At 45.0% G+C, this 13,248-nt stretch carries 9 protein-coding genes; 1 reads left to right on the top strand and 8 read right to left on the bottom strand.

Annotated elements, in window-relative coordinates; translation table 11 throughout:
* Nucleotides 1–52 precede the first annotated feature (52 nt).
* The 8 genes from DQG13_RS00790 to DQG13_RS00755 form a co-directional block, all read right to left on the bottom strand.
* On the bottom strand, nucleotides 53–1,633 hold the full coding sequence (locus DQG13_RS00790) for a type 2 periplasmic-binding domain-containing protein (protein WP_113017457.1): 1,581 nt from the start codon (nucleotides 1,631–1,633) through the stop codon (nucleotides 53–55).
* Nucleotides 1,634–1,674: 41 nt separating this feature from the next.
* Nucleotides 1,675–2,547 carry a carbohydrate ABC transporter permease gene (locus DQG13_RS00785; RefSeq protein ID WP_113017456.1) on the bottom strand — a complete coding sequence of 291 codons (873 nt, stop codon included), beginning with the start codon at nucleotides 2,545–2,547 and terminating at the stop codon, nucleotides 1,675–1,677.
* Between the two features lie 16 nt (nucleotides 2,548–2,563).
* Nucleotides 2,564–3,532, bottom strand: a complete 969-nt coding sequence (locus DQG13_RS00780; protein WP_258525396.1) for an ABC transporter permease — start codon at nucleotides 3,530–3,532, stop codon at nucleotides 2,564–2,566.
* Between the two features lie 21 nt (nucleotides 3,533–3,553).
* Entirely contained in the window at nucleotides 3,554–6,391 is a 2,838-nt protein-coding gene (locus DQG13_RS30625; RefSeq protein ID WP_113017455.1) for an S-layer homology domain-containing protein, read from the bottom strand.
* Nucleotides 6,392–6,562: 171 nt separating this feature from the next.
* Nucleotides 6,563–8,773, bottom strand: a complete 2,211-nt coding sequence (locus tag DQG13_RS00770; protein WP_181592492.1) for an AraC family transcriptional regulator — start codon at nucleotides 8,771–8,773, stop codon at nucleotides 6,563–6,565.
* Nucleotides 8,774–9,005: 232 nt separating this feature from the next.
* Nucleotides 9,006–9,458, bottom strand: a complete 453-nt coding sequence (locus tag DQG13_RS00765) for an ISAs1 family transposase (protein ID WP_113017453.1) — start codon at nucleotides 9,456–9,458, stop codon at nucleotides 9,006–9,008.
* A gap of 615 nt (nucleotides 9,459–10,073) precedes the next feature.
* On the bottom strand, nucleotides 10,074–10,382 hold the full coding sequence (locus tag DQG13_RS00760) for a DUF6809 family protein (RefSeq protein ID WP_113017452.1): 309 nt from the start codon (nucleotides 10,380–10,382) through the stop codon (nucleotides 10,074–10,076).
* A 140-nt stretch (nucleotides 10,383–10,522) separates the two neighbouring features.
* Nucleotides 10,523–10,768, bottom strand: coding sequence for a CopG family transcriptional regulator (locus DQG13_RS00755; protein WP_258525395.1), 246 nt, complete (start codon nucleotides 10,766–10,768; stop codon nucleotides 10,523–10,525).
* 156 nt (nucleotides 10,769–10,924) lie between these two features.
* Here DQG13_RS00755 and DQG13_RS00750 point away from each other — a divergent pair, with 156 nt between their 5' ends.
* A complete protein-coding gene (locus tag DQG13_RS00750) occupies nucleotides 10,925–11,623 on the top strand; it encodes a Fic family protein (RefSeq protein ID WP_220094308.1) in 699 nt (232 codons plus the stop codon).
* Nucleotides 11,624–13,248: the final 1,625 nt, after the last annotated feature.

Here is a 13,248-nt window from a genome sequence, read left to right as displayed (position 1 = left end):
CAAGTATCCAGTGAATTGTCAGCAGACAACTCACTGGATACTGGATTACGCTTTATTTGCCCATAACTTCGTTGTATTGTTTGGTCCATAATTCAGAAAGCACATTTCCTTGCAGCTCCATATACTTCTTAACTGCCTTATCCCAATCTTCACCGGAGATTTGACCCAATATGAATTTTTCTTTTGCTTCCTCCATCATGGTGTCTCCATCCTTGGTGAGGTTTTCAGCAGGCGTGCCTTTGGTCACATAAGGAACGAAGTGGTCAAAAGCCTCCACATACTTAAATTCAGAGCCTCTAAGCTTCTTCTGCAACCGTTCGTATTCCAAACCGACCAGATCATCTTTGGCCGTCAATTTTTCCGCCTTTATATCTTTGGCATTAAAACTGGTCAACAACCAGTTGGCAGCATACCGATCAGCGCCCGTTACATCGACCTGCGTTTTTTGACTGTCAACCCACTTAAAGTGGTCTCCCTCGATCCCGTATGCAGCCAGTGCATAATTTTCTCTGGAAGCCAATGTCCAGTCAATCATCTTAATGGTAAAGGCGGCATTTTTGCTTGTAGACGGAATGACAAGCCGTGGACTGTATTGAGGATTGCTGCCCCATGCTGCGACTCCTGTTTTGGAATCCGTCAGCACTGGAACCGGTTCATAAGCTGCTTCAGGTTTGTTTTTCTGCAATTCAACCAGCGGCCTAACCTGACCGCTATACCATCCTGCAAAAACACCCACTCTGTCCGCAGTAATCAAATCATTCACTTGATTCGTTTTGGCAATGAGGAATTCCTTGTGAATATATCCTTTTTGATACCAATCCCTAAACTTCTCCAGCATTGCTTTATAGCCTGGATGCGTCCAGTCCCTCATGACCTTCCCATTCTGATCCAGATACCTCATGGAGAAGGAACCCATAAAGTATGGCTGGAAATCTTGAACTAACGAGGAAAGTCCAACGGAAGCCAGCGGTATTTCATCCTTTTTGCCGTTCTTGTTCGGGTCTTTAGTTAACACGGCTTCAAAATAAGCTTCCAGTTCAGTAATGGTAGTAGGCAATTTCATTCCTAAAGCGTCGGCCCAATCCTTCCTTATGGTAGGCACAAATCCCGTAGGAAATTCTTCTTGTCTGGGTATCGCCCAGATAATGCCGTCTTTATCCGTCGTGGTTTTGAGCGCTTCTGCCATTACTTTTTTGATATTCGGTCCGTATTGATCAATCAGCTTATTGAGCGGCTGTATCTGCTTTCTATCCTTCAAAACGCTCCAATGCTCGGTAAAAGCCAGAAGGTCCATACCGTCAAACTCTTCGCCGGATGCAAGCATCATATTCATTTTGTCATTGTATCCATCCTGGGCGACATAATATTTCTGCATCTTCACTCCGGATTTCTCTTCAATGGCCTTAAGGACCTTTTCATTGTCGGGCTTGGTTTCTGCATTGTTCAAAGTCCTTGTGTAAATTTTCACCGGTTCGGTCTGCTTTAACTCCGTCTGTGCAGCTTGAGGGCTTCCATTGCCTGGAGAGCCTCCATTCCCCGGTTCTGCCGCTTCCTTCTGGCAACCTGCAATAACACTTGCGGTCAGCATTACTGCAACTGCGAAGGCTGAAGTACGGAAAACCTCTTTTCTCATTGTTTTTCCCTTCCCCTTTCTTTCATTTGATATTATTGCACCTAACCCTTCAATGATCCTACCATGACGCCTTTTACAAAGTATTTCTGTAAGAATGGATAGACCATCAATATGGGCAGGGTTGCAACCACTACCGTTGCCATTTTTACCGATTCAGTAGGAGGAAGTGAAGTGATGGAGTCAGTATCCATTAAATCACTCATATTGGCATTACGGATAATTTCCCGCAATAATAGCTGCAATGTCCACATTTTCTTGTCGTTTATAAAAATAAGAGAATCAAACCATGAGTTCCAATGACTTACGGCATAGAACAGGGAGATGGTAGCCAGAGCTGCCATGGAAAGGGGTATTACAATTCTGAAGAAAATGGTCAGCTCGCTGGCTCCGTCGATCTTTGCAGCCTCCTCCAGGCTGTCCGGTATCTGCATGAAGAAGTTTCGGAGCAATAGCAGATTCCAGGGACTGATCAAACCCGGCAGAATATATACCCAAAAGTTATTTACAAGCCCCAGGGATTTATAGAGCAAGAAGGTTGGAATGAGTCCGCCGCCAAACCACATGGTAAAAATAACCAGGGTGGTTATAATGTTCCGCAGCGGATAATTTCGCTTGGAGAGCACATAGGCCAGAATGGAAGTAAAAAATATATTGCATGCCGTACCTGCAACAGTTCTCAATATAGTTATAAAGTACGAGCTTTTAATGGTTACTGCTTCTCTGAAGATGAACTTATAGGCTTCCAGATCCCAGACTCTCGGAAATATTCGCAGCGGATTTGCAGCTCTTTCTATTTCCAGCATAAAGGAACGGCCCAGCACAAATAACATCGGATAAATCATAACTGCGCAAAGGAAAATCATGAGTGCAATGTTAAAGCCATTAAAAATTTTCTCGCCTCTCGTCTCTCGCATGAAGCATTCCGCCTTCCTACCAAATTCCATCGGAGCCCAGTTTTTTTGCAGCTGCATTTGATAAAATAACCATAATCAATGAAACCACTGACTTAAATAATCCCACAGCCGCTGAATAAGAAAACTTGGCTTCTACAAGCCCCTGCCTGTAGACGTAGGTTTCAAACACATCCGCAACCTCATATACGGCTGGAGAATACAGATTAAAAATTTGCTCGAAGTTCTCATCCAGAATGCGGCCTACCGCCAGTATGAGCATAATGGCGATAATCTCCTTTATCCCGGGTAAGGAGATATGCCATACCTGACGAAACTTGCTGGCGCCATCCATCATGGAAGCCTCATACAGCTCCGGGTTTACATTCGTAAGTGCAGCAAGATATATGATGGTTCCCCAGCCAATCCCCTTCCAAATATCACTAAGAACCAGTAAGCTTCTAAAAAAGCTTTTATCTGCGATGAAAACAATTGGCTCTATTCCTGCCCTTTCCAATAAGGCATTCACAGGTCCGCCTGTAGTGGACAGGAGGATGGTCAGGAATCCGGATACGACTACCCAGGACAGAAAGTGGGGCATGTAGGTGATCGTTTGGACCGTTTTCTTAAAAAAGACATTCTTGATCTCATTGATTAAGATGGCAAGCAGAATAGGCGCCGGAAATCCGAACAGCAATCTGTAGAAACTGATAAGAAGCGTATTTTTCATCAGCCTCCCAAAATAAATGGAGGTAAAGAACATTTTGAAGTTCTGCAGACCCACCCATTCACTTTTCAGAATGCCCCAAAACCCGCCTGTCGGCTCATAATCCTTAAATGCAATAATCACTCCATACATGGGTAAATACTTGAATACCAGAAAATATAACAAACAAGGTAAAGCCATGAGATGAAAGTACTTGTATTTAATAAGTGAATGGATGAACTTATTATTTCCCGGCCTGACTTCAAGAATTTTTTTGCTGCCGGGATGTTCCAGTGTTTTCAATTTGTTGCCCTCCCTTGTAAATCACTCGATGAATCCCAAAGCTTTAACAATGATGTTCACTGCTTCTGCTCGGGTTGCGCCTGCAGAGGGCTTAAATTCCATATCCGGGTAACCCAGTATGATTCCATTCTTTTTAGCGGCCAATATTGCGCTTTTCGCCCAATCGGATACCATTGCCATATCTTTAAACCCAGGCTCCTCCACGGTCAATGGCAGTTCTAGAGCATTGGCAATCATCACAGCCATTTGTTCCCGGGTCAGCGGTTCATCGGGCGCAAAAATGGTGTCATTATAGCCTCCGGCAATTCCGTAAGCATTCGCCATGGCTATGTAGTCCCTGGCCCAATGGGATTCCGTGTCCGCATACACTTTTCCAGTCTTCTGTTCGAGTTTTAAAGCCAAAGTCAAAAGCTTAATAAATTCAGCTCTTGTAATGCCGTTATCCGGTCTAAACCTCCCGTCCGGATAGCCTTCAATGTATCCCAGGGCGATTAGCTTCCTTATTTCCTGTGTCGCCCAGTGATCCTTTACATCCGTGAAGTACACTGCTGCACCCGGTGTTGGTGCCTGAGTTGGTGTCGGTGTCGGTGTGGGTGTAGGCGTGGGTGTGGGTGTAGGCGTTGGCACTGATACAACAGGAGCCGGCTCACCACCCGAACTGCCGCTCTCTTCTTCTGTACTTCCATCGTTATCGGGTTCACCCGAAACTGGAGTCAATAATGCAATAACCGTTACGGAACACGGATCAAGAGTCAACTCGGCAACTCCGTTCTGGACACTTATTGAACCAGCCTTTTCAAAGACGGGATTTTTATCCAAAGGATCATTGCCTTTATATACCCACTTTTCATTGACCTCCGGCACAGTATAGTTTGTTAGGTTCACAGTAACAGGAGCGGCCTCATTTTTCCTGTTTGTGAGAATCACCGACATATTGCCACTCGAGGGAGAATAGCTGGCAAAAGCCGCCGTGTTTACCGCTCCTGTTGCAGAAACCATTTTTTCTTGCAGGAAACGGGACCATATCGAAATTGACTTTCCTATAGGCAATAGATTCCCGTCCTCATCCAGCGCTGATCTTACGTCCGAAGGATCATTATTCAAGCCTTTGCGCGTAACCCAGAAGTGAAAATAGTTGATCTTGTCATATTCGAGCATTTTTCCTATTTTGGTGGCATAATCTACAGCGGCTTTGATGTTGTTGGGATCATATATTCCGGGAGAGTAAACACTGTTCTCTGTTATGGATATCTTGATGCGCTCCCGGTCTTCCGGCCTGCAATAGCGGTTTATGTCATTGATGACTGTATCCACATCACTTGTACTGATGCTCGAATAAAGATGAACAACGAGAAAATCAATTTGACTTGATAACTGGGTTAAAATGACACTATTCCATCCGGGCATGGTATGGACGGGAACACCAACCTTAATGGTAGGATCAACCGCTTTCATCGCTGCGGTGATTTCGTTAAACACCGCCACATAATCGGCCGGCTTCCAGGTTACGCCTGTATGCCCGGGAAAATAGCTTTCATTCCCGATCTCCCAATTCTGTACATTCCAGTTATTCGTCACATTTGCATACCGAACCCATTCCACTGCCGATTCTATGAGCTGGTCCTTGGTTTTTGCCCAATCCGCCTTTTCGGCAGCCACAAGGGCATCCAGTCCGACTATCACAAAAGGTTCAGTCCCTGTTTCTTCAATAACACTCATAAATTCATTAAAATTCTGCGTATTTTTATAGGTTCCATCCGGATTGAGCATTGCCTTCTCAGCAGCGCTTAAGGGTAGTTTTTCATCCGAAAAATACGAAAGCTGTGGAGTAAGAGGGCTGCCAGGCGCAGTGGGGTAGGGCGCTCCTGTCCATAAATACCGGTCACCCGCTTCACCTTCGCCAAACCGGACAGTGCCAACTCCTAATTCCGTAAGAGATTGAGCCAGTTTTTGGGCTCTGTTGGGGTTATATATATCCGAATCATATAAGTGGTTGGATACAATCCCGATGGGATTATGAGAAACATCGCTGAGTATGCTTGAAGGATCAATGATAATGGTATCCGCTGTGGGGTCGCCGCTGCCCGGTCCTTCCGGAGGATTCAGCAGCGTAACCTTCACATTGTCCACGCTGATAAATCCTAACCCTGCAGATGCGCCCTGAAACCGGATCATGTCCACTCCCTTGGCAGTAGCCACATTAAACCCGCCAAAATCAGTAGTTCCCAGCAGGTTGCCGCTGGTATCAAAAATATGACCCTTCACATGTTGATTATCGGTATCTACTTCAATGCGAATCCGGTACCAGTCTCCGTCATGATAGCTTTCTGCCGGCAATAGAAGTGTATTAACCAGTGCATTCGTATGATCCCTATGTTGTATGTAAAACGCATACCCCTTTGCTTTGGTGCTGTTTTCCACCTTGGTTATGAGTTCACTTTCCTCCCCATATAATGCCACGCCAAAATAATCATGTGAGTAGGACGGTTTTTCATCGGTTTTGATATCAAACTCTACAAGCACTGTTCCGCCATTGTATAACTCCGGAAAATGAAGGGATGCAATAGGTTTGTTGTTATTGGCATCTTCCAGTTTTAAATATACATTGCTGCTTACCGTGTCCGTTTCAAGAGCAATCTTCCCGCCATTGGTCGCGAACGCCCAGTCAGGCAATTCGCTCAGAGCAGCTTTCCCTTCAAAGTTCTCCTCATACACCACTTTTGCGGTATCGGACAAATGATTGTTCTGCGTTGTCTGGATAGCCTGCTGCAAAGCATATCCTTCAGCCATACCTATGCTATTCCAACACATTGAAACCAGCATAAAAACAGCAAGCAATAACGCAAGTCTTCTTTTCATATTTTCCCTCCTCAATGTGGAATACCTTGCCCCGCCCCTTATGTTAGGCGCTTTCAAAATTGATCATACGGCCATGAAAAGCTTTTGTAAATCAGAGCAAATTTGAATGGATATCAAAATATAAGAATTGGAGTTGCAATATATGATACAACGTATAAGATAATAGCACTTTTATTGTTTTAGCTGGCCTGGCGTAATTCCTTTAATCTCCTTGAAGATTTTTATGAAGTAAGCCGAGCTGCTAAAGCCCACCTTTTCCGCAACTTCTTTGATTTTCATATCCCCGCGGAGCAGATACTCATACGCTTTATTGATCCGTACATCGTTTAATAACTGAATAAATGTTTTATCCAGGTTTTTCTTTAATATTTGATTAATGTAGGAGGGGCTGATATGAATGGCTTCACTTAAAGCCTCCAGAGACAGCTCCATCATATAGTGATTCTGGATGTAATCCATAATATTCTGGAAGTAACGATCCATCTTGGATTCTCTGTTGGTCAGCAGGATGGAAATAATCTTTCTTATTACACGGGTAAAAAACACCTCAATCTCGACCATCGACTTCATCTTCATCATATTTTCAATCATATTCCCGTAATAGATGACCTCCAGCTGGATATTCACCTCATTCAATAAGTTCATCATGGAGTTGTTCAGTTGAATGATCATCTGATAGACAGATTGGTAGGATGCCATATCTTTGGGGGAAATCTTCTCAAGGACTTCCTTCAATTCCTTCAAGGCGCTTTCCTCATCGCACACCTTGATATAATTTTTGAGCAATTCCACCTTGTCATAGGGATAGATAAAAGTGTGTTCCTGTTCCTGGCGTATATCGCTGAATAATAAAATTTCCTTTTTACCGTAAAGAATTTTATATTTGAGAACTTCCTTGGCGTTATAGTAGCTCTCTCCCAGTTTCCCGATGCCTGTTTCATGATCGCATACACCAATCGTCACGGATATGCCCAGAATGTGATGGAGGGTCTCCTGCATTTCTTTTAATATTTTCAAAAGCTCCCCCATTTTCAACTGCTGAATGCCAAACACGGCAGCCATGCTTTCCGAGTCCAAATCCACTGAAAAAAACTTGCTGTTCTTTTGCAGGGAGATGTGCTGGAGTACATTGTGCATCGAAAAATTCATCAGGTAGCCATTCCCGCCCCATCTATCCAATGCCTCTTCGTAATCGTCCACCTGAAAAACAGCAAGAATCAGATTTTCCAAAGGAATATCAATGGCAAAACTGTTCAGCTTCGCTTCCACCTCTTTCTCTTGAAACCCGCTTCCATGAATCAGCCCCTGGAGAAATTTTTCCTTGTATACCGGCAAGGTCATTTCCAGCTTCTGCTTCATATCTTCATTGTCCTGAAAGAGCTCCAAAACGGCTGCTTTCACCCCTCCTAGCTGCCGCGCTCCCCCTTCCTTCATCTGTGTTTTCTGCTTGATAAAGCTAATAAGCTCCTCCACGGGCTTAAAGGTTCTGAAAGTAAATAAAAAGGATATGATGCTCCCCAGCAAAAATAATAAAATGCTCAGATAAAGAATAAGGCTGTTGATCATATGAATGGTAGAATAGATTTCCTCCATCGGGTACATATACACGTAGGTCCAGTCTCGTTTATCCATATGGGTATAAGCCACCAGATAGGGGCGATCATTCATCGAAGTTACGAAATCTCCGTTCTCACCGATCATTTTTTCCTGGAAGTAGTTCATGGAATATATGTTCTTATATATATTTTTATTGTCATTGGAAATAATAATTTCATCCTTTTTATTCAGCACAAACAAAGAGACATCCTCTTTCACCTTCAGCTTATCCATAACCTCCTTATATACAAGGGACTGCCCGATATTTACGATAAGTGCTCCTCGAAAATCGGTGGTATTCGTAAAAGGAAGCTTTGTATATACGGAAAAAACGTCATCCTTTTGCGTACTTCCTTTATAGTGGGGGATCTCGCGCGTTTCTTCCAATACCAGATTCCTGGAGTCGGATTCATACCAATTTAAAAATTGGGTGTCTCCGAATTCTTCGAGGCTGCATATTCCATAATCGGTGGATATCACCTTGCGGTCCTTGGGGATGTAGAGGTATACGGAATGAATATACTGGCTTAAGCTTTTGATCTTATCAAGCTTTTCCATTATTTTCTTTGTCTCAACAGAATTGGCAGCATCGCCGCTGATAAGAAAATGATTGATCCCCTCGTCAAAATACGCTTGCTTAGTCACATCAATAATTCCGTCAATAAACAAATCGAAGGCAACACTGGTTTGTTGAAGGACATTACGGTTGGCTTCGCTGAAATTATTGGAGAGAACGGCTTCAAATTGATTATTAAAGGCGCTGCCGACAACGATGATGGGAATCAAGATCAATATCGTAATAAAGCTTTGGATTTTAATAAAGAGAAATCTCTCCTTAAATATTCTTTTAAGCAGCATTTTAAAATTCAACTTTGTCACCCTCTTCATAATTGAGCTGGAACATTTTTGCATACGCTTTCATTTTATCACATATTCGAAGATGTGGACAGGTTGCCTTTTTTGACCCGCGCGGCGAAATCACGAACCTATATATTTCCTTGAACCCTGTTTTTGCTGTTCAAAAAAATAGATGGATTCTTGAGTGCCCGTCCAGGTTCAGCGCGATTCGTTTCAGTACCGCCATATTCCCTGCTCGGTTACGTTCCATCGTTCGGTACCCGTCTTCTCCAAATGTCACATCCAGGCTCCAGTGCATGCTCTCCACTCCCCAGTGCCCGTGTACCGCCTCCGCAAATCTTTCCACCTCTGTTATACTTCCCAGGTAATAGGCCTCTTCGGTTCGTTTTTGTCCCTTTTCTTCCACCACCCGCGTTACCATCCCGATCCCCCACAATTTTTCCCACTCCTTGCGCGGCTCCAACCACTCGATTCCCGTCGTATACCGGTAGATCCGTTTCTCGATTCGGCCATGCCCTTTCTCCGTCGTGGTGTAGACTTCGTAGCCCTTTTCTTCTTCTCCTTCCCGCCGCGCCATCTCGAAATAGTCTTTTTCCCCAACCGTATTTCGCATGTTGGACTCTTTTCCATCCGTTGCTTGCCGTCATCCGTCTCCCGGTTGCTGCCTTCCGCCCACACAGACGGCAGAGATAGCTTGTCCTCCTTCATATCCCTCCCCAGTATGATCGGGTTGACCTTTCATTCAGGCAATGGGAATGGATGGACTTACCGGGCGCGTTCGTCGCTTGGTTTGAAGGCGGGAGCCGGAGTACGAGCATATTCCGGATAGCGCAGACGGATCGCTTCAAGGAAATAAGGGGCGGCTTCACAATCATCAGTGCTTGCTGCAACACGAGGCCGTTGTCTCGTGTTGATCATTCACCAGCCGAGAAAAAGAAAGGGTAGCGTAGGGCAGCAAGCCACCTTGATGCTCCCCTTCTTACGAATAGTGAGTCTGAAAGCGGTCTTCGCTCCATTCGCTTCCCCTTGAAAATAAGGCTTACTTGTTATACATCATCAGCTCTCGGGCAATGGCTTGAGCGTATACCTTATCTTTGAAGTGAGCAGTAAGCTGTTGCTCCAACTCGTTTTGTTGTCTCAAATAATCTTCGGTGTACTCTCTAATCGCCCGTGTAACGGGAGATTCTCCCATCCGAATCCACAACCGTCCATATGGTCGTTGTTATGATTATAATGACATGCTCGAATCTGCATTGGAAACCAACTCCTCCCGGTTGCTCATGATCTCCATAATCAGGTTCGCTCCCAATCTGAATCCATGTGAGAAGGCGGCCTCCGCGTGCATGCTTTCTACGCTATCGCACAGGTCTATATATTCCTCCAGTTCGCGAAAGACTTCCTTACCTAGTCGCTTACGCCATTGCTCCGTTTGAGCGGCCACTTGCCGGCTTGCGGCACGATATTCCGGCTGAGATGGCATAATGAGTTCATTGGGATAAATCTGCCCGTGATATAGGGCTTCCAGAATCGTTTTCATGTTCTTCCTCCCATCATCATCTCCGCACCGCTTGAATGAGATTCCTGCACATGGTAGGATATTTATGCAGTCTGCTTATCGAAGCGATTGCGGGGTAGGAAGTAGCGGTGTTCTTCTCGGGACTTACGCTGCTTCCTTCTTTATTTTTGGAGCTCGTCATACACCTTCTCAATCCCTTGGCGAATAACATCTGAACGGGTCGTTTTCAGTTGCTCAACGCAAGCGTCAAGCTTACTCAAAATGGTTTGATCAGCGCGCACTCGAATCAATTCGCTTTTAGGATTGTCAGATGGTGGACGCCCCATCTTCTTGGACGACATCGCTTCACCCCACTTTTTGTGTCCATAACAAGTATATAAATGTAGCAACAAAAAGTCAATCCTCACAAATAAGCCTCTCCATTCCTTCTCGACAGGTTGAAGAATAATAGCACGAAAGATCCAGGAATACGCGCTTCCTTTGTTACATTACATGTGCAGGTGAAAGGTGATTTTTCTTGCAAAACCGGATATAATGACAACAGGCAGGAGGGGTACGAAGAATTGAAGCCGTTTCCAGATAAATATGCGTTGACCAAACAACAGAGCTTGTTTCTGGCCAAGAAGAAACGGGACGAAAATATATACTGTGGAATGAAGATGGAAAATCGGAATATTACCTTTCCGCAAACCCAAACGATCCTGAACGGCGTCAATGTTCCCGGTGTCACTCTGGACGATATACAAGCCGTCCTTAATATGAGAGACGCTTGGCGCTATTTACTGAACGCAATAGATGAGCCGATCACGCTTCCCCTCATTTGCAAGCTCAATGAATTTGTCACAAGGAACGAGGCGCTCGAATGGGGCGTTTTAAGGAACGGGCGTGTCGGAATTTCAGGTACGGATTATGTCCCCCCGCTTCCGGTGCAAAGCGAGATTGAACAGGAAGTAGCGCATTTGCTGGCCGCGGACATGACCACCACGGAGAGAGCAATTGAGGCTTTTTTATGGGGAGCGCGGCGGCAAATGTTCTGGGATGGTAACAAGCGCACCTCCCTTCTACTCGCAAACAAGCTTCTTGTGGAGAGCGGACATGGTATGCTAACCATTTCAGAGAAAAATATGGAGCGATTTAACGAATTATTATCGGACTACTATTCTACAAACGATATGAGCGAAATCAAGCTGTTTTTATATGAACATGCAATCAGCGGTATTGACTTCGAGCCGGAAAAACGCCGTGAATCGGAACGATCATGATAAAGCGAATATGTTCAAATCTGTGGCCCAAACGTGGCAGCAGGTTTTTTACATTGTAAGGAATTGGGAAATTTATCGGAAAATGTTCAAGTGGACAGATTAAGTGACCATGCAAAACCTGTTTGCCGTAAGAAAAACGCCTGCAACGTCCTTTGGCAACCTGCGGCTTACCCATAATAAGGGATGCTCACCCAGGTTTATGTTTGCATAGCCGCAGTCGAAGGTTCTCCCCCCCCCCCCGCCTCTGATTCAGACAGGGATTCATCAGTTGAGTGCATGATAGCGGGCAACAAACAAATGTCGGCTATTTGGAAAAACGGCCTTACTTTCGCTAAAATAACGACATAAAATGTCGACTATGCCCTCCAAAAGACCCTGATTCCCACTGAAATTGAAGCCCTTAGCAGACATTTTATGTCGCTATTCGGTCGATTTTCCCCCTTTCATGCAAATAACAGACATTGTTTGAGCCTGTCGATTAATTCGACGGTCATGTGGATAAGCCTCAAATCCCCCCTAAAATTAGCTTGATTAATCGATTTCAAAAGGGAAAAACGGTTTATTTGCATCCATTTTAGGCTTGAAAATAGAGTTTTCCACAGCCACTAGAATTAATCGACAGCCTCATTGTTTGCCGCTTACACACTTTCAGATCATCCCACCACCCCGAGGGAAAGCGCCCCACTTCGAAAGGGCTCCCTTCCCCCAGCGATTATCCGCCTTTTTTTCTCTCCCGCGGACTCACGATCCGTTAAATCTGAAAAAGCCGGGGAGATCCATGCTTCTGGAGCAGCGGAACGTCTGTCCGTGTACATCTGAAAACGGATCACATTCGGAAAATAACGGATTCTCTGTCCGCCCAACTGTGACGAGGATAGACGCCTATCGGCACAAGGTAGAGGGAGCGCAGAAACCGGGTTTTCGCATCCAGGTTTTGTATGCGTCACAAGGACAAAAGCCTCCAGAATGTCCGTTGGAAAGTGGACATCGCGGCTACGGCAGTCGCTGCGGAGTACATGTCTATATATAGGAATCGAACAGCGTTCGTTTTCCGTATATTGTGTTTTGCGCGCAAAGTAGGGGAGGGGACAGCTACTCTGCTCATGTCCACTGTATGAAAGACAACATTCGCAAAATGTCTACTGTGAAGGAACAAAACCACAGGAGAAGCGTGGGACCTGCGACAGGGTCCTCGTACTCCTGGTGCTGGAGCTGGATATGATTTTTCGAGTATATTTTTCAAAATGAGCCCATTTGCACCTAATAAGCATGAAATTTCGTGCATATGTCGCTCTTCCACTCGCTTCAGTCGGAAATATATATGAAATTTCGTATATAATCCTCTTTTTGAGCCCTTTTTCCGGAATTGTAGTTGATTTTTCGAGTACGCACCCCCCGCCCCTCATCGCTTCGGGTTGATCAAGGCGTTTGAGTTTGGCGGACTCTGGTTCCGCTGTTTCGCTAAAATCCGCCTTTTTTTCTCCCCCGCGGACTTACGATCCGTTAAATGCGAAAAAGCGAAGAGAATCCATGCTTCTGGAGCAAAGTAGCGGAACGTCTGTCCGTAAAAATCGAAAAACGGGCTGCATGCGAAAAATAACGGACTCTCTGTCCGCCCAACTCCC

Origin of the sequence: Paenibacillus sp. YN15 (assembly GCF_003285005.1) — a bacterium.
Classification (GTDB): domain Bacteria; phylum Bacillota; class Bacilli; order Paenibacillales; family NBRC-103111; genus Paenibacillus_AR.
This window is presented reverse-complemented; position numbering and strand designations above follow the sequence as displayed.

Coding starts and splice junctions, on each gene's coding strand:
- DQG13_RS00765 (WP_113017453.1), bottom strand. CDS start 9,458: ATGCGAAATACGGTTGGGGAAAAAGACTATTTCGAGATGGCGCGGCGG.
- DQG13_RS00790 (WP_113017457.1), bottom strand. CDS start 1,633: ATGAGAAAAGAGGTTTTCCGTACTTCAGCCTTCGCAGTTGCAGTAATG.
- DQG13_RS30625 (WP_113017455.1), bottom strand. CDS start 6,391: ATGAAAAGAAGACTTGCGTTATTGCTTGCTGTTTTTATGCTGGTTTCA.
- DQG13_RS00760 (WP_113017452.1), bottom strand. CDS start 10,382: ATGAAAACGATTCTGGAAGCCCTATATCACGGGCAGATTTATCCCAAT.
- DQG13_RS00785 (WP_113017456.1), bottom strand. CDS start 2,547: ATGCGAGAGACGAGAGGCGAGAAAATTTTTAATGGCTTTAACATTGCA.